Below are 18,469 nucleotides of genomic sequence, written 5' to 3'. Positions count from 1 at the left end.
TCTATTCCTCTGACTTAGTTTCTTTTGTATCGATACCAAGTCTTTGTAGATACGCAATTAGTGCGATGATTTCTTTATCTTGCATTTTCATTGGAACACCAAACTCATTTAATCCCTTTGTGATTTGAGTTGCTTGCTCCATTGCAAGATCAATTGCATTTGTTACTTCATCTTCACTATATGGAGTTCCTAGGGCAACCATAACGTCCATTTTCTTAGGAAGCATTTTGAAGTTAACTTTCTTCTTAGTCAGCCATCCATAGTTAGGCATGATCGAACCTGCAGTAACTTCACGTGGATTGATCATGTGACGGTAGTGCCACATATCGTTATATTTTCCACCAACACGAGCAAGGTCTGGACCAATTCGACGTGATCCCCATTGGAATGGTCTATCGTATACAGATTCCGCAGCCGTTGAAGGATTTCCGTAACGTAATTTCTCAGCGACTGTTGGACGAATTTGTTGTGAGTGACAAACGTAACATCCTTCTTTAACAAAGATATCTCGTCCCATAAGTTCTAGTGGTGTGTATGGCTTAACTCTTGGGTCAACTTCCACAAATTTGTTTGAAAGTATTGAAGGTATAATTTCAATTGCTCCACCAACTAGGATTGCAATTAAAGATAGAACCGTAAATGTTACAGGAAGCCCCTCAAGCTTTCTGTGAGTTTCAGCATTTGCATCTTCAGGGTGAGCTGAAATAGGTGCCGCTTTAAACACTTCTTCAGATTCTTCTTTGTCTCGGTTAACATACTTAGACTTCTTATAAGTCATCCATAGGTTGAAGATCATTAAGAAGAAACCAGTTAGTACGAATACACCACCAAATGCACGTACCCAGTACATTGGAATAACTTTAATAACTGTTTCAATAAAGTTAGGGTAAACAAGTTTTCCTGTCGCATCTACTGCACGCCACATTAGACCTTGAGTAATACCAGCAACCCACATTGACATCATATAAAGTAGAAGACCGATTGTTGCTAACCAAAATTGTGCGTTTGCAATTTTCTTAGAGTATAGCTCTGTCTTCCATAGTTTTTCGACACAGTAATATAGGACACCAACGATTAGCATATAGTTCCAACCGATTGTACCAGCGTGAACGTGACCTACAACCCAGTCAGTGAAGTGACCGATATAGTTTACTGATTTAATTGAAAGTAGTGGACCTTCAAAAGTTGCCATACCGTAGAAAGTTACAGCAGTAGCAAAGTACTTTAAGATTGGTTCAGTTCTAACTCTATCCCAAACACCTCTTAGTGTAAGAAGAAAGTTGATCATCCCACCCCAAGAAGGCATCCATAGGATAATTGAGAAAGTCATACCAAGTGTCTGTACCCAGTCTGGAACAGATGAGTATAGAAGGTGGTGAGGACCTGCCCAAATGTAAATAAATACTAGTGACCAGTAGTGGATAATCGAAAGTCTATATGAATAGATTGGACGATTTGCCGACTTTGGTAGGAAGTAGTAGATGATTCCTAAGAATGGAGTTGTTAGGAAGAAGGCAACAGCATTGTGCCCATACCACCATTGAACAATCGCATCTTGAACACCAGCGTAAACAGGATAAGACTTTAAAAAACTAACTGGTACAGATAGAGAGTTGAAGATGTGAAGTACAGCAATTGTTACAATTGTTGCAATGTAGAACCAAAGGGCCACATACATATGACGTTCACGTCTCTTAATTAGTGTACCAATAAAGTTTACAGCAAAGACGACCCAAATAACTGCAATGGCAATATCAATTGGCCATTCTAGTTCGGCATACTCTTTCCCTGTTGTAATACCTAGTGGTAGTGTTAGAGCTGCTGAAACAATAATCAGCTGCCATCCCCAAAAGTGTACCCAAGATAAGAAATCTGAAAAGATTCTCGCCTTACATAACCTTTGAGTTGAATAGTAAACCCCTAGAAACATCCCGTTTCCAACAAATGCAAAAATCGCAGCATTTGTGTGAAGAGGTCTTAGACGGCCAAATGTTGTCCATTCTATACCTAGGTTAAGTTTCCAATAGGCCAATTGAAAAGCGATGAAAACACCCATAAATAGTGCAATCGCCCCCCAGAAAACTGTCGCCATTAGAAAAGCTTTCGATATCTTATCGTTATACGAGAACTCTTCTAGATTGGCATTTGTACTCATGCTCATAATCATTCTTCCTTTTTTTGGTTGTGAACAATATTATTATTCTCTTCTTCAAATAAAACTCTAATGGATGGCGTATCCAAGTCATCATATTGACCCGACTTAGTTGCCCATATAAAAATCAATAGGAATCCTACTGCTAAGAATATTGCAAGAGGCAATAGAACGATAATGACTTCCATCAGCTTTTTCCTTTATTTTTTAACATTCTCTTATCAAAACCGATCAAAGGCAATGTACTCGAAAGAAGAACTGTTAAAGAACTGATAGGCATTAAAATCGCCGCATGCAGTGGAGTAATTATATGCATTAGCGCTAATGTTATTCCTACGATATTATATGTAACTGCAAACATAATATTTCGGCGTAAAGTACCTTTCACATTACGTGCAACTTTAAATAAAACCTTTATTAAATTTAGATCTTCTTGTGGCAGATAGATATCACAGCTTCTAAGGGCAATGTCAGCTTGTGCACCAATGGCAATGGATACATTGGACTTAATCATGGCCAGAGCATCATTGTCGCCATCACCAACAAAGACGACGTTTTCTAGCTTGTCAGCAAGCTCTAGCTTCTGTTCTGGGCTTTGCTCGATATAAAGGCTAGACTCATTAATTCCAGCCTCTCTAGCGATCTTCTTGGCCATCTCAGAGGCATCGCCTGTTGAGAGGTGAATATCAATATTTCGTTGTTGTAAGAAGCCTACAAGATCTCTTGATTCAGGTCTGATGCTATCTTCGATCTTGAAAGTTGCAACGATTTCGTCGTTTGCATAAAGTGCAATTTCGCCATCAAGAACACCCTTTCCAATAAAGTAAGTTGTATTCTCGATTTGTGCTTTAACACCTTTTCCTGTTAAGACTTCAGCAACAATATCGGCATATTTTGAAAGGTCAGCATTCGATAGTTTTTGTTTTGAATACTTCTTTAAAGCAAAAGCAATAGGGTGTTGGGCAGCTCGTTCTAGAGTAAACGTTAGGGCAAGAATCTCTTGATCACTTAAGTCTGAGTGATTAGTGAAGCTACTTACTGCAAATTTTCCTTTTGTCAGAGTCCCTGTCTTATCAAAGATGATATTTTTGGCATTATTTAACTCTTCAAGGCTTAATTCATTTTTAACGTAGATTCCATAAGACTTAAGCTTGTTTATTCGAGTTGCAACAACTATTGGTGTGGCCATGGCAAATGCACATGGGCAACCAACAATTAATATCGCTAAAATGACCTCAAATGATCTTGAGAGATTTCCTGTCATTAGGCCTTGTATAAGTGCCACAATACTTAGAATGATAATTCCAATTGTAAAATAGCGTGAAATTTTTTGTGCCCATACATTGGCAGGATTTTTAACAATCGTATTATTTTCAATCGCAGAAAGATTCTTACCTAGTTTGGTTTGTGTACCAATGGCACTAATTTCAAGTGCTAGGTCATTACTTAAGCTTACTGCTCCCGCTGCAATAAAGTCACCTTTATTAACGACTAATGGACGGCTTTCTCCAGTATTGATCGAGTTAAGAATAAGCGCCTTCTCACTGGCAAGCTTGCCATCGTAGATAACTCTTTCGTCTTCTTCAAATAGTACGACATTGCCAACTTCTACTTCATTTGAGAAAACATGCTTGACCTTATTATCAATTATTTTCTTAACGCCTGTATTGAGGAATAGAGAAGAGATCCCTTTAGTCGACATCGACTTTTGAGTCAGCATCTTCACAAAGTAGCGAGAAAGAAGAATTAGAAAGACAAGTGTTGTTATTGAATCAAAGTAAACTGGGCCTGACTCTCTAAAGAAGTTAATTGCAGACAGTAGGAAGCCAAAGATAATGGCCATTGCTAAAGGAATATCAACATTCGTACTTCTAAGTCTAATAGCGCTGACACTATTAACTAGAATTGGTTTAGCACTGTAAAGAATGACAGGAAGACAAAAAGCAAAACTGATTCCATCAAATAACTTAACGTAATCACCTGTTGCTCCTGCATAGTTGGATACTGCATAGATCATGATATTACTCATGGCCGAAGCAGCGACTCCAATTTGCAGAATGTCGCGACGATCACTTAGTTTCTTTTCCTGATCCTTTTCAATATTAAATGGGTGAGGAGTGTAGCCAAGTTGCGCAAGTGTTGCTGCAAGCTTTGCAATCGAGTAGTGCCTCTTTGTATCAATTGTGAAGCTACCTAAGTTGTTTCCAATATTAACCTGGGCCTCGATGACCGAGTTTTCTAATTTTGAAATTCTTTCAATGAGCCAGATACAAGCAAAGCAGTGAACACCCTCTAGTAAGAAGTGAACCTTAAGCTTATCTCCTTCGATTGTGACGTACTCACGAATGAAGGCTTCACTATCCATATATTCAAATTTACTTGTCGAGTTACTAGGGCGCTCTTTTAAGCTATTTGCTTGAGAGCCCTGCTCATTTTGATAACGGTAAAAGTCTTCAAGGTTATTACTAAGAAGAAGAGAGTGGACACTCATACACCCATAGCAACAAAACTTTTCCAATTTGCCATCTCTTTCATTAGTGATCAGCTCACCAGGGGCAATTTCTTCAGAGCAGTGAAGGCACACTTGTGCCTCACAAGACTGACTCTTGCTTGTGATACTTTGGATATCCATCTCTTTATTCTTGTTAGTTATTTTTTTTTTATAAACTTAAAATAGTAAAACTTTAATAAACACCTTCTGCTCTTTTTTCTAATTCAGCAGCGTCTTTGATGATGATTAACTTACCATTCTGGTCAATTAGTCCATCCTTTCTGTATTCAGAAATTATGCGAATTAGTGTTTCGTTGGCCGTTCCAATCATCGTGGCCATCTCTTCTCTTGTTAGCTTTAGTTCGATTTGAACTTCGCCATTGATAAGAGTGTTACCGTGAGTCTTAGCAAGGTCGAGGAGAAGTCTAGCAATTCTCTCGCGAACATTCTTTTGGTGAAAAGCACTTGAGCGCTCTTCAGCAATTCCCATGTCGCGACTTAATTTATTTATTAGCTCAAGAGCGATTGCCGGTTTATCATTAATTAACTTTAATAAGCTTGGTTTATCAATAAAGCATACAGAAACATTATCAATGGCCGTTGCCGTCCCATTGAAGTCTTGAGCAGTAAACAGTGACCTATGACCGATGACATCTCCATGTTGAGCAATTCTTACAATTGTCTCTTTTCCATCAGCGCCTGTCTTTGTCAGCTTAATATTACCTGACTGAACACAGTAGATTCCCGCAGGGCGATTCCCCTGAGAAAATAGCTTTTCACCACGTTTAAATTTTAGAGAAGAAGCTGTAAGTGATACTTTAGCGGCTTCATCATTTGATAACCCACAGAAGATTCCTAACTCTCTTGATGGGCAATCTACACACTGTCTCTTTTCCATAATCTATACCTTTTCTTGGTTAAATCTATCTTATCACTTCATATATCTAAATTAAATAAGTTATGAGGGAAATAATATGACGAATATCATGTTTTTATGTTAGAAGTGCTTTTTCTTCTTAATATTTTTAGTTATTTACTGTCATGCAGTACAAACTTTAGATTTAGGTTAACAACTTATGTTAAATAGCTTAAATTAAAGGCTTATTTGATATAATGGCGGATATATGAGCGACAAAAAACACGAAGATAAATTACCAGCAACAGATGTTATCTCTTTAATTCTTAAGGAATCTAAGGCCTACACTTCAATGGAGCTTGTAAATAGCTATATCTCAAAGGGAGAAAGCCTTGAGAAACTTCCTGTTCAGCCTCTTTATGTCTCTGTAAAGGCCCTGCCAATCGAAGTTAAGTCTCATGCTCTAAAATTACTTTCTAAAGAGCAAAGAGAAACATTTTACGATATCGATCTTTGGACAAAAGATGAACTTGATATCAATGAATTTACATCGTGGGTTAGCACTGTTGCCAAGTGTCCAGATGAAGATATCCGCTATGAATTTGTTAAATCAGACCAGTTCATTCTTTTTCTTAAAGGTCGCTTTAATGTTTGGACCTTTGATGTTGAAGACCCTCTTTATCCAGATGATCACGACAACTACTTCTTAACAGAAGACAATCTTCTGCTTTTTGAATTCGATGAAGATTGCGATATTGTTGATGAGGTTCGACAGCTCATCAAGGACCTCTATACCGAAGTTGGTGTTGAAGCCGCTTACCAACACCTCTTTAAGATGATCTCTGAAGATTATATGATCTATAATGAGAATCAGTACCAAGATAAGAAAGAGAGGCTTAGAGACTATGGTTTCGTTGACTATTTTGAGGCCCTCCAAGTGGTTAATCCATTTCCTTCAATTGGCCATATCGACCTCTTTATCAGTAAGAAGCAGCCACTAACTGGAAATATTTCGACTAAGGGAAAGATGCAAACTCTGCACCAGAATTCGATTATTGCCTTTGAAAAGAATGCTGGAAGTATCCATGATGAGCTCAATAAGGTGGAGGATGAGAAGCGCTTTAGCTACTTACATTTCAACTTCATTCGTATGCTCAATGCTAGCATGGAATATTATGGTGTATTAAAAGATGGCCCTGTTGCTATGACTCGTATTGGTAATCAAAACCGCGAGCTTATTCTTCTTGGAATGTCTTATATTAAAGATATTCGAAACTTCGGTGATGAAAGCATTTTCGAGTACTTTGATTTCACTGATATCTATAAGATCGGAAACTCACTAATTCGTATCTTACAAAAGGATGTAAAGAAGGCCTTAAGAAATCACCTTTTTGAGGACTCGGAAGAGAACTTCCTAGGTGCTTCATTTGATCTATTCCTAGATGACTTCTTTAGCGACCTTGTGAAGTATCGTGACAATGATAATAAAATTGTTGTGGTAAATAATGTTGAGGTTTGGAAGAAGCTACAAAGTAAGTGCAAGCTTCTTATAGAGCTAATGCCTTTCATTAAGACATTGAAAGAAACTTATCTGTCTCTTAAAGATGACGGCATGCTTTCTGATAATTTCTATCTAAATTACGATATTAACTCAATTGACTTTGAGGCCATTATTCTTTCAACTCTTATCAACTATAGCCTTGATAAATTTGACAAGGATGACTCACGCAAGATGGGTGTTTCAATTGAAGAGTTTAGAGAGTTCTCTAAGAAGTCTAATTTAAGCTCTGGTATTTTCAAGAATGATTATATTACGCAAAAGGTGGCCGGCTTTGCTCAAACCTTTGGCCTTGATCAGATTGAGAATATTAATGAGTATATCCTGAAAATATTACACGACCATTTATCGGGTTATGAATTCGCTGATCTTCGGGATGATGAATTCAAACACGTTGGTGGGCCTATTATTTTTAATACGTTAAGCTAGGCTAATTCTATATATTAGTTTTGGCTAATGTTTGAAGTCGTGTGTTTCTTACATAGTTGTAAAATTTTCTCTCCCATTAGCATGTGATTAATGGCAATATGCCTTATCAAATTGAGAGGGAGATGAATATGAAATCATTGATGAAATTACTTCTTTTAACCGTTGTTACCACGACTTCACTTATGGCAGCACAGGTTAAACTTGTTCACATTACAAATGATGAAGATAAGAGCTTCTATCATCTAGGTGTAAATGTTGATGAGGAAATCGGAGAGGTTACATCAGTTTATAAGAAGGAATTCTCTGATAAGGGGAAAATCATCGGAACTGACACTTATTCACTAGAGCAAGTGATGAGAGGTGTTGTCTTAGTTAGAAGAAGCGATCGTGATGTTGTTAGGATTACTGTTAGTAACCTAAATCCATCAGACGGTGGTGATATTGAAATTGATACTCTTTATAGTGGTGTTAATGATAGTCGTAAAAAGTATTCGGCATCAGTTGAAAGAGTTGGAGAAGACTGGCTTTTTAACTTTGAAAATAGAAAGACTAAGAATCTTCACTTCATCTCAAATAAAGTATTCCTAATTGGTGTTGTTGGAATCAAGGACATCAAAAGAAAATAAGAAAAAGGCGAACATTGTTCGCCTTTTTTATTTCGTTTCTAAAATCTTAATAAATTCTTTTAAAAATGCAGGCCTATTCTTATAGCTTAAAGTGGTCATATAGATATTCATATTCTTAAGTCCACTAACAGGCTCTGTAACAAAATTATCGTGCTTAGAAAGCGTATGATCAGGCACAACCGCAATTCCAACACCGTGCTTTACAAGGGCCTTGATACTCTCAAGTGAGTCCACAACAATCTTCTTAGGTGGTGCCTTTGTCGAGAGCTTATGAAGATGGTCTAGCTCACTAAAAACAATCCACGTATGTTCGTGAAGCTTTCTCTTGTTAATTGTTTCATTTGAAATAATGACGAACTTCTCTTCAAAAAGTTTTAAAGAAGAAGTGAGGTCTGATTGAAAATTATCAGTCGAGAAAATGATATCGTAAATACCATCTTCGATTCCACGTCTTAGGGCCGGACTGTCGGCCACGTGAATGAAGATATCTCTCTTATAATTCTTTGCATACTTTGCAAGAATGGGATTAAACCAATTAACTAGAAGCCCATCGAGAATCCCAATATGTACTGGGCGCTCCTGAGTGGTTTCAAAAATATTTCCTAGGCTATCTTCAAATTGGTCAATCGATTTAAGCAGCTGCTTGGCCTTCTTCGTAAGAATTACCTTCTTACTCGAACGAATGATAAGTTCTTCATTCATGGACTCTTCAAGGAGTTTAACTTGTCTTGAAACCGCTGATTGTGCAATTTTTAGTTCTGCGGCAGCTTTTGAAAAGCTTAAGTATTTTGCAGTAAGTGTAAACGCCCTGAGGTAACGATAGTCCATTTTTTATTGAACCTCGGCCTTTGGAGGAATCTTTGTTTTGTCTTTTCGCCAAAACTTTCCTTGGAATTCTTCTTGCTGTTTATTTGTCACAATAAAGCCTTCTTCATCATTGATATAATTAAATTGATAATCAATGAGAGTTTCACCTAGATAGAACGCTGTAAATGGGTCGATAATAACTTCAATATCCATGCTTGGAACAGGGATTAGAAAGTCATCGTCATTTAAGTTGTGAAATCCAATTGAGTACTTGAATCCCTCACATCCTTTACCGCTAATAAGAATTCTTAAGTATTTCCCCTGTAGAGTGAAATCATTTTCAAGCATAAGATTAAGTTGATCTTGTGCTATCTGCGTGAAAGTCAGTTGCGGGAGAATAATTTGCGAGCGGTCGATGTTATAATGCCCAGACTGCTGTACGTTGTCAGATCGATTTTCCATTATGATTTTCCATTAAATTGTGTTGTTAGAGGGCTTTTAGCAAGTAAACGAATCCTTTTCAAGAGGTTTTTCTTGAAATAAATTGGTGGTATAACAAAGCTTATAAAAGGAGCGTTAAATGCTTAAATATATAATCGATATTCCAAATCCTCAGACTCACTTAGTTAATATTTCTTTAGACGCTATGCTTGATAAAAAGGCGAACGAGGTGCGTTTTTACATGCCATCTTGGTCTCCTGGCTCATATTTAATGAGAGAGTACGCTCGAAATATCAAAGAAATCAAAGTCGAGGACTCAAAGGGAAATCGTCTTTTTCATGAACAGGTTTCAAAGAATGAGTGGAGAGTTGATCTTGCTCACCCAAGTTTTCAATCTGCTTCATTTAGTGAAGATGGAAAAATTAGAATTGCCTATACGATCTATTGTCATGAGCTAACTGTTCGTACTTCCCATGTTGATAACACTCATGCTTTCTTACATGGGCCGAGTGTCTTTATCGGTATTGAAGGGGAGACTGGAAGCTCACAAGTTGAAATTAAAATTAATCCTCTGTGGTCAAAGGTGACGACGGCACTAAAAGATATCTCTGAAAAAAGAGACCACTTTATTTATGAAGCGGCCGACTTTGATGAACTACTGGATACGCCAATTGAAATTGGCTGCCATGAAACTTATGGTTTCATGCACCAAGATAAGGAGCACCATATTGCTTTTTACGGTGACTTTGCTCATGCACAAGCGTCACATAAAGTGATGGATAAACTTAATGACGATATCAAGACAATCGTTGAAGAGACGGCAAAGATCGTCGGTGACGAGCTTCCATATGATCACTACTATTTCATCACTCACTTAAGCCCAAGTGGCTTTGGTGGACTTGAGCACTTAGACTCAACAGTTCTGCAATTTTGTCCGTACCACTTGGCCAAAGAGAAAGGCTACAAAGAGTATATGGAGCTTGTTGCTCACGAGTACTTCCACCTTTGGAATGTTAAAAGAATTCGTCCTATTGAGCTAGGGCCATTTGATTATAAGAACGAAAATTATACTCGTATGCACTGGCTAACGGAAGGAATGACAAGCTTTGTTGACCAGTTAATTACTTATCGCAGTGGCTTTTATTCGCTTAAAGAATATCTTGAGTGCATGAAGAAGAATATCAATAACTACTTGGGAACTCCTGGCCGCGGTTACCATTCCCTTGAAGACTCATCATTCAATGCATGGATTAAACTTTACCGTGCAGGAGAAAATTTTAAGAACTCATCTGTGAGTTATTATCTAAAGGGTGGACTTGTTTTCTTTATCCTAAATACACTCATGAAGAATGAAGGAAAGGGGATCAACGATCTTGTTCGTGCACTTTGGGCAGACTACAAAGAAAGGCCGGCCGTTGGCTTAACTAAAGAAGGCTTCTTTGAAATTCTAGAAGGCCTTGTTTCTAAAAATGTAAGTGATGAGTTTAGACTCTTTGTTGAAGGTGTGGAAGAGATTGATTTTGAAGATTATCTAAAGCGCATGGGTGCAAGTGTTGAGTGGACAACGCCTAAATTAGATATTGGCGCAAATATCGCTGAAGAAGGTGGTAAGCTTATCATCAAGTCTATTCGCCAAGATAGCTGTGGGTATAAGGCCGGCCTTAATGCTGGAGATGAACTTATTGCCATTAATTCCCTTAGACTTGATAAGAAGGCCTATGACTCCATTGCAGAGATGTATAAGGAAAATGATCAGATTGATTTCTTAATCGCTCGCACAGGAAAGCTTATGACTTTGAAAGTGACACTTGGAAATGGCCTAAAAGAGATAAAAGAAATCAAGATTGAAGATGAAAAGAAATTAGAAAGTTTCTTAAAATAAAAAATTAATACTCTGTCAGGGCAAGCTTAAAAGGCCTGCCCTGATATTCTTCTTCGATAATCTCATAAATAAGCTTACTGTCATTTGGCCCTTGTAAAATACCTTGTTCGATAATTTCAAAGTCAGTTAGGACGAGAATCTTTTCTTTTTCATCATCGTGAAATGGTGAGTAGGCCTTAAAAGCCGCTTCTTTTATACACCAGATCTCAAGTGGAGTATGGAGCTTGAGTTCTCTTTCATGAGAGACAAAGTATTTGAATGTACCCTCTCGCATCTTACGATCAGACCACTCAATATCGATACCGACAGATTTTACTTCAGGGTTTGTGCATAGCGCACAGGCTGCAAGCTCTTTGGTGTGGCTAATTGAAACTAGCTTGCTCTTATCACTTTCTAAATGTAAGTGGTTGATAATAGATAAGTCTTTAAGGCCTGTTAGTGAAGATAAGCAGAAGCGACTTAGTCTGAAGTCGTTGCGCTTGTCGGCCATGAAGCCCTCTGGAAGCTCGCTTTGGCCTAGGTATAAAAATGTACTACGCATGAATTTTTTATTGCTCATCAGCATTTCTTTTGCCATTATGCTCTAATATTAAGTCAATTAAATTAGCCTAAACTTTTGGAGTTAGCAATGTTACCACCGGATGCATATGAAGCAATCGTAAAAATGATCTTTGTTTTAATGGCAGGATGTGTACTTTGTATGTCCAAAATTAAAGCAGCTGAAATCGATCATAATCAGGTGTTTGATACTCAAATCATCTCACTACAAAAATAAATTTTCATTGGACACAAATCCTCTTTAGTCCTTATAATATAGGTAGTTATCCATCTATACTGCCACGGAGAGGAAGTAAATGAGTGTCCCAAATAATCTAATTGAAGGTTTAAATTTTCTACGTCCCAGAGATAAATCAGGTAAGCATCAAAAAGTAACAGATTACTACGGTGAGAATACGTTTGATATTCAAACGGCCGAGGAAATACCTGATTCAATTAAGGAAGAAATTAACGAGGCAATTCACTCAAACTCTCATATCTCTAAGGCCCAGGCAGAGATCGTTGCTAAGGCCGTAACAAAGTGGGCCCTAGATAAAGGTGCAACTCACTTTTGTCACTGGTTTCAACCACTAACTGGCTCGACTGCTGAAAAACACGATGCTTTCTTAGACTTCGATTACTCAACAGGAAGACCTATTGAGAAATTATCTGCAAGTCAGTTAATTCAAGGTGAGCCCGATGCTTCATCTTTTCCAAATGGTGGATCACGCTCGACATTTGAGGCCCGCGGTTATACTGCATGGGACTTAACTTCACCAATGTTCTTAATTGGAACGGGAGAGTCAAAAACTCTTTGTATTCCAACGGCCTTTGTTTCATACCATGGTGAGGCCCTCGATATTAAAACTCCACTTCTTCGTTCAGTTTCTACTCTTGGAGAAAGTGCAAAAAAATTCTTTCATTTAACGGGGGAGACGAATGTTGATCGCGTGATTGTAACGTGTGGAGCTGAACAAGAATATTTTCTCGTTGATAAGAGTTATTATAATTTAAGAGAAGATTTGGTTATGACTGGACGTACGCTTTTTGGTGCGCCTTCAACTAAGAACCAACAATTAGATGATCACTACTTTGGTGCAATCAATGAGCGCGTTTTAGCATTTATGGAAGAGCTTGATTATGAGCTTCATAAATTAGGGATTCCTGCTAAGACTCGTCACAATGAAGTTGCCCCAGGGCAATTTGAGCTTGCGCAAATCTTTAGAGATGCAAACGTTTCAGCAGATAATAACCATATGGTTATGGCCACTATTGAGAACGTTGCCATACGTCATGGCTTCGTCGCTCTTTTACATGAGAAACCTTTTGCTGGGATTAATGGTTCAGGTAAACACTTAAACTGGTCTCTAGCAAGTGATACTGGAATTAACCTTCTCGACCCTGGTAGTGAGCCACATCAAAACTATCGTTTCTTGGCCTTTACTTCGGTTGTTATCGCAGCAGTACATCGCCACGCTAAACTTTTAAGGGCCTCAATCGCTTCTCATAGTAATGATCATCGTCTTGGTGCCAATGAAGCACCTCCTTCGATCATCTCAGTTTTTACTGGTTCAACGATTGAAAGAATCTTTAAGGCCATTAAAGAAGGTGAAGAATTCTCACCAGAGTCTCAAACAATTCTCGACCTTGGAGCTGGTGCACTTGCTAAGCTTCCAAAAGATAATACAGACAGAAATAGAACGTCGCCATTTGCCTTTACTGGAAATAAGTTTGAATTCCGTGCATGTGGTTCAGATCAATCTATTGGTTTTCCATTAACAATTCTTAATGGTGCAGTAACGGCCGTTTTAGATGAGGCCAATAATTTACTTGAAGCTAAAATTCGTGATGGTGTCTCAATTGACCAGGCCCTTCTTGATATTTGCCATACTTTTATTAATGAATCTTGGGATATTATCTTTAATGGTGATGGTTATTCTCAAGCATGGCTTGAAGAAGCACAAAAGAGGGGACTTCCAAATCTTAAGACAACGGCCGATAGCTTAAATGTTCTTGTGGATAGGGAAGAAACAGCATTTTTAACGAAGCATGGAATTTACCGTGAATCAGAGCTTGATACTCGCTACAATGTTCTACTTGAAACTTATATTACAAAACGTAATATTGAGTTTAATACTCTTTCAAATATGGTTAATCAGCTCGTTATTCCAGCTGCACTTAATTACAAGGCCAAACTTACTTCATCTATTGCGGCATCAAAGGCCATTAAAGTTGAAGCGTCAGTGGAGATTGAAATTTTAAAAGATCTTCAATTTTCTTTAGAAGCTGTTTTTGAACAAAATCGAAACTTGAAGAATGCACTTGCTGGACTTGCTGATGTACACGATGAGGAGAAAGTAGCTCATTCATTAGCATATGATTTAATGCCAATTAGTGAAATGATCGCAGATCACTGTGGCCGTTTAGAAAGTATTATTCCTGATGATCTATGGCCTGTGCCAACTTACTTTGAAATGTTATTTTTGATTTAATAATGTAGAAGGCCGCCAAAAAGGCGGCCTCTTTATTTAAAGTTTCCCTTGCTCGTTTAATTCTTCTAATTTATCTCGCCCACCAATTCTTTCTCCATTGATAAAGATTTGAGGAACCTTTGTTTGCCCTGTGATGGCAAATAGAGATTGATTAGATGTATGTTGGCCTAGAATAATTTCATTATATTTGTGTCCTTTCTCAGTCAATAGCTCTTTGGCACGGTGACAGTGAGGACAACCTGGGCGTGTGATAATTGCAATTGCCTCTGGTTTCTTTGCTTCTGGGTTTAGGTAATTAAGCATTGTGTCTGCATCTGAAACCTCAAATGGATCACCTGGTTTATCTGGCTCAATAAATGACTTTTCAACAACTCCATCGTTAACAACCATTGAGTAGCGCCAAGTTCTTGCACCAAAACCGATATCAGACTTATCAACTAGTAGACCCATTCCCTTTGAAAATTCACCATTCCCATCTGGAAGAACACCGATTTCATCAGCGTGTTGATCCTGGATCCAAGCGTCCATAACAAAAGCATCGTTTACCGATAGGACGTAAATTGCATCAACTCCTTCTTTCTTAATTGCGCCAGCAAGTTCATTGTAGCGTGGAAGGTGAGTCGATGAACATGTTGGTGTATAAGCACCAGGAAGTGAGAAAACCACAACTCGTTTACCCTTAAATACTTCATCATATGTTAAATCAACTAATCCACCGTCTTTAAAAATTTTAAAAGATGTCTTAGGGACTTGTTTTCCATCAATACTTTCAAATGCCATTATAATTCTCCTTGATTTTATTTAGTTAGCTTAAGTTGACCGTTTTAATTAGTCACCTCATTTGTCTTATATTCATTATCGTCGGCCTGGCCTAATAAATCCATTAAATTAATATTAACTTGAGATAAGTAAAATCTATCAATATTTTTGGGTAACTATTCAAAACTTAATAAATGACAATAAATAATAAGAAAATCTTGCATCGTGTCGAATAATGAACGTAGAATCCCTTTTAGGCTAAAAGAATCTGTATTGCACGTTCGTTCCCGTTTCTTTTCCGCTAGTGAGCCTTGGGTATTGGGTGATCACTAAAGGGGGACGTGGTGAACTTTTTAAGTAATACAGAGGAAAGAGTGAAGAAAACACTTATTCTCTTAATTTTCACATTTCTATTTCAAGCAAGAGCAACGAATGTCTTCGCTCAAGAAGATGTCGTTGAACCTGTTACATTTTCTAATTTCTCAGTCGATAATCACAAGTTAGAGTCTGAGTTTTCAGATACTGACCTGGCGGATATTTCTCCGATCTATCGTCAAATCTATGATAATTACCAGGCCAATTATCAGGCAATCGGTGATCGTCTAAGTCATGATGCCAATGGGTTCTTTGGTGGAGTTAACCTTGTCGGTTGGCGACACGCTGGAGACTTTCATGGATTTAAAGTTCTTTTTAATCGTAGTGCGGCCCCATCTTTATTTGATGAAGATCGCTATCTCGTTAATGATGAAATGATTATTGAAATTTCTGCTCGAAACTTCCTTGGTGCACTTCAAGCGAAGGGAATTATTAATATTTCTCCGTCTGTGCTTAAATCTTATAGTAATCTTTCACTCAAAAGAACAATGAGGTTTAACCACTTTGCAAATAATGTGGAAGATGCACTTCAGACAAAATTTGATCGTCTCTTTTTTATGTATAAGTATCTAAGGCCAGAAAATTTTTCTAAGCTTGGCGATTATGATTTTATAAAAAAAGAAGATGCTCTAACTTTTGCTGCAGGCGCTGCCGCGACTGCTGCATATAGTGGGATTGGTGTTGCTGCTGGTGCGCTGGCCAAGTATGAAAGAAAGTCGACGGTTGAAATCCAACGTCTAGGGCCAGCTGATAATGCTAAGGCCAATGAGATTATTCGTTTAAGTGCGGAGGATTCTAAATTAATTTCTGCCGGTGCGAATGTGACTTTAATGGCAGACTTCCTAAATCTAATCAGATTAACTTTATTTCGTTATGATTTTAATTATAGCTTTGAAAAGTCATATAAGGCATATATGTCTTTATATGTCGATGATCTTAGAAATAGCGATAAATTAAATGAGCTTAAGGGTGTTGTTCGTTTTGGTAAATTCAATTACTCAACACTTGCTGATAATATCACTTCTTATGAAAATCGTAAAAAGGAACTTAAGGAGTCAAAGTATCTTGCTTTCATTATTGGTGGAGTAAAGAACTCACAAACTGAATCAACAGAAGTTGTAAAGGACGGGCGAGTTTATAAATTTTTCTCTCATCGTTATGAAAGATTATCGTATACACAAAATATCTTTTCAAAACTTCTTGGTGCCGTCTTAGGTAAGCTTATTGGTTATGACCAATTAGTTTCTAATGATCGCGTTGAATCAAAGAAAGTTAATATCAATTATCAGTCTGAAGAAGAGCTAATTCATGCCAGACGTGACTTTGATATTTTTAGCAATAATGTTTTTACTATGACTTTTGATCAACAAAGTAAGGTCAATAAGGACTATAGTTGGGCAGTATCAAAGACAGAAGACAAGATGAAGGATCTTGTAAGAGCTCGTACAAATAGTTATGGAAATTTTGCAACAATGTTTGATCATTACCAAGTTCGCGCTCCAGCTGAGTTTACTTCGACGATCACTATGGATAATGCAAATATAGCTAACTTCTTAAATCGTAACTCTGATGAAATCTACGGAGTATTTAAAGAGGCCTGTGGTGGCAAGTCCAAGAATTTCTTTGTCAGACTTCGATCACTATTTAGTAGTTGTCGTCACAAGCTTTATAAGTCATATGCAAACTTCTTAAAAGAATGGTCAACAGGAAATTATACTTCTGAGATTAAAAAGAAGTGTGAGAAGAAGTATCGTTGGAAGTATATTTTTAGGCCATCAAAGAGAAGATCAATGATTGCTGCTTGTATGGAAATAGGCTCTAAGCAACTATTTGCAAAGTACAAGCATGAGCTACCTTTATGGCGTTTTAAAGATATTGCTTATAACGTTAATAACCAGATTAAAAATGACTACCTACTGACACGTCTTTTTGGAGCTCACCCAAATAAGGGAAGTGTTAGTGCAAATCTTAATGGGGATATCCCTTATCAAAACTTTTACTCTGAAGGTTCCAATAAGGAAAATATCTTTACGCAATTTCAAATTAAAGAAAATCTAAGATCACCGGCATCACTATAGTTAGATAAATATCTAGACGCCCTTTGAGTGGGCGTCTTATATTCTTGGCAGATTTCTCGTATTTTTCCAAAGTGTAAATTAGCTCTATTTATTAGAATTTTATTAAGAATTTGGTTGTTGTATCCCATCACGGTCATTCATGTTAATATTTCTTCTATGAACGCATTTTATCTATTCTTCTACCACCCAAAGCTTAAGGACCTTCTTTTAGAAGAAATTAAGCTAAAGCATCCAGAGCTTCATCTAAGCTTTTCGAATAAAGAGTTTGTGAGTATGAAGGGCCCTAGTGATTATGAATCACAGCTTGTAAATCGACCTGTTGTTTTTGCTCGTAGGCAGGCCACATTCATTGATAAATACAATCAAGAACCAGCTGAAGGCGAGTATACTAGTGTTGGAGAAAACCAGTTTTGGCACTTTGAAACGATCAAGACGCCAATAGATACATTCTTTCTAGAGGAGTGTGAAATCAGTGAAGAGGTTCCGGCCAGGGCCTATCATAAGGCCTGTCAGGCATTTAGGCTATTTGAAGAGGAGATAACTTCTGATAACCAAGTTATTGAAATAGGAAGTGCGCCAGGTGGGATTTCATATTACGTCCTTGAAAAAGGTGCAAAACTTGTTTCTGTTGATCCCGCTCTGATGTCACCACTTATCGAATCAAAATTTGGTGAGCAATTCTCACATATTAAAAAGAGTGTCTTTGATGTCACGAGGGCCCAATTACCAAAGCATTGTGATTGGCTCATCTCTGACTTAAACCTCAATGGTGACCTCAATACAAATCAGTCACGTCGTATTATGGACTTTTACAAGAATATTAAGGGTGCTTTCTTAACGATTAAGACACCTGTTATCAACGATCTTAAAAAGGTTGATGAATGGATCAAGGTATTTACTGATGATGAGAAGTATGAAGTATCTGTCTGTCATCTTCCTTCACACCGTAGAGAAATTGGAATGTTTATAAGGCCACGCAAGTAACG

The 18,469-nt window shown here is 37.6% G+C and carries 15 protein-coding genes; 7 read left to right on the top strand and 8 right to left on the bottom strand.

The genetic code is table 11. The annotated features are described in order from the left end of the window. Position 1 precedes the first annotated feature (1 nt). From ccoN to ABMA76_RS06420, 4 genes are read right to left on the bottom strand one after another with little or no spacing between them, the layout of a single operon-like run. Positions 2–2,155, bottom strand: coding sequence for a cytochrome-c oxidase, cbb3-type subunit I (gene ccoN / locus ABMA76_RS06435; RefSeq protein ID WP_392908604.1), 2,154 nt, complete (start codon positions 2,153–2,155; stop codon positions 2–4). Between the two features lie 8 nt (positions 2,156–2,163). After that, entirely contained in the window at positions 2,164–2,340 is a 177-nt protein-coding gene (gene ccoS, locus ABMA76_RS06430) for a cbb3-type cytochrome oxidase assembly protein CcoS (RefSeq protein ID WP_392907886.1), read from the bottom strand. Beyond that, positions 2,340–4,784 (bottom strand): heavy metal translocating P-type ATPase, encoded by a 2,445-nt coding sequence (locus ABMA76_RS06425; protein ID WP_393061181.1) that lies wholly within the window; start codon positions 4,782–4,784, stop codon positions 2,340–2,342. Before ABMA76_RS06425 ends, ccoS begins: the two co-directional genes overlap by 1 nt. 52 nt (positions 4,785–4,836) lie before the next feature. Next, the gene (locus ABMA76_RS06420; protein WP_392907891.1) at positions 4,837–5,541 is read right to left on the bottom strand and encodes a Crp/Fnr family transcriptional regulator; all 705 of its coding nucleotides are present in this window, start codon (positions 5,539–5,541) and stop codon (positions 4,837–4,839) included. Positions 5,542–5,767: 226 nt separating this feature from the next. On the opposite strand from ABMA76_RS06420, the gene ABMA76_RS06415 reads away from it, so the two are divergent. Both ABMA76_RS06415 and ABMA76_RS06410 read left to right on the top strand, forming a co-directional pair. Next, entirely contained in the window at positions 5,768–7,486 is a 1,719-nt protein-coding gene (locus tag ABMA76_RS06415; protein ID WP_393061179.1) for a DUF6178 family protein, read from the top strand. Positions 7,487–7,614: 128 nt separating this feature from the next. Next, positions 7,615–8,112, top strand: coding sequence for a hypothetical protein (locus ABMA76_RS06410; protein ID WP_393061177.1), 498 nt, complete (start codon positions 7,615–7,617; stop codon positions 8,110–8,112). Between the two features lie 27 nt (positions 8,113–8,139). On the opposite strand, the gene ABMA76_RS06405 is transcribed toward ABMA76_RS06410, so the two are convergent. Beyond that, positions 8,140–8,940 (bottom strand): LysR family transcriptional regulator, encoded by an 801-nt coding sequence (locus tag ABMA76_RS06405; RefSeq protein WP_392855867.1) that lies wholly within the window; start codon positions 8,938–8,940, stop codon positions 8,140–8,142. A 3-nt stretch (positions 8,941–8,943) separates the two neighbouring features. Continuing rightward, the gene (locus ABMA76_RS06400) at positions 8,944–9,381 is read right to left on the bottom strand and encodes a HesB/IscA family protein (protein ID WP_392855864.1); all 438 of its coding nucleotides are present in this window, start codon (positions 9,379–9,381) and stop codon (positions 8,944–8,946) included. A gap of 118 nt (positions 9,382–9,499) precedes the next feature. Here ABMA76_RS06400 and ABMA76_RS06395 point away from each other — a divergent pair, with 118 nt between their 5' ends. Further along, positions 9,500–11,242 (top strand): M61 family metallopeptidase, encoded by a 1,743-nt coding sequence (locus ABMA76_RS06395; protein WP_393061175.1) that lies wholly within the window; start codon positions 9,500–9,502, stop codon positions 11,240–11,242. 4 nt (positions 11,243–11,246) lie between these two features. On the opposite strand, the gene ABMA76_RS06390 is transcribed toward ABMA76_RS06395, so the two are convergent. Then, complete coding sequence (locus tag ABMA76_RS06390) at positions 11,247–11,819, bottom strand: 4'-phosphopantetheinyl transferase family protein (RefSeq protein ID WP_393061173.1); 573 nt, start codon at positions 11,817–11,819, stop codon at positions 11,247–11,249. 51 nt (positions 11,820–11,870) lie between these two features. Between ABMA76_RS06390 and ABMA76_RS06385 the strand changes: the two genes are divergently transcribed. Both ABMA76_RS06385 and ABMA76_RS06380 read left to right on the top strand, forming a co-directional pair. Next, positions 11,871–12,017: a hypothetical protein gene (locus ABMA76_RS06385; RefSeq protein ID WP_393061171.1), complete on the top strand. Its 147-nt coding sequence runs from the start codon at positions 11,871–11,873 to the stop codon at positions 12,015–12,017. 79 nt (positions 12,018–12,096) lie between these two features. Beyond that, positions 12,097–14,271, top strand: a complete 2,175-nt coding sequence (locus ABMA76_RS06380; protein ID WP_393061169.1) for a glutamine synthetase III — start codon at positions 12,097–12,099, stop codon at positions 14,269–14,271. A 36-nt stretch (positions 14,272–14,307) separates the two neighbouring features. Here ABMA76_RS06380 and ABMA76_RS06375 read toward each other — a convergent pair whose 3' ends face one another. Beyond that, a complete protein-coding gene (locus ABMA76_RS06375; RefSeq protein WP_393061167.1) occupies positions 14,308–15,051 on the bottom strand; it encodes a glutathione peroxidase in 744 nt (247 codons plus the stop codon). Positions 15,052–15,374: 323 nt separating this feature from the next. Between ABMA76_RS06375 and ABMA76_RS06370 the strand changes: the two genes are divergently transcribed. Together ABMA76_RS06370 and ABMA76_RS06365 are read left to right on the top strand one after the other, a co-directional pair. Continuing rightward, the gene (locus ABMA76_RS06370; RefSeq protein WP_393061165.1) at positions 15,375–17,483 is read left to right on the top strand and encodes a hypothetical protein; all 2,109 of its coding nucleotides are present in this window, start codon (positions 15,375–15,377) and stop codon (positions 17,481–17,483) included. Positions 17,484–17,639: 156 nt separating this feature from the next. Next, entirely contained in the window at positions 17,640–18,467 is an 828-nt protein-coding gene (locus ABMA76_RS06365) for an SAM-dependent methyltransferase (protein WP_392907916.1), read from the top strand. Positions 18,468–18,469 lie beyond the last annotated feature (2 nt).

Source organism: Halobacteriovorax sp. ZH5_bin.2 (assembly GCF_043196375.1).
Taxonomy (GTDB): Bacteria; Bdellovibrionota; Bacteriovoracia; order Bacteriovoracales; family Bacteriovoracaceae; genus Halobacteriovorax_A.
The sequence above is the reverse complement of the archived record's forward strand: the minus strand, read 5'-3'. Positions and strand labels throughout refer to the sequence as shown.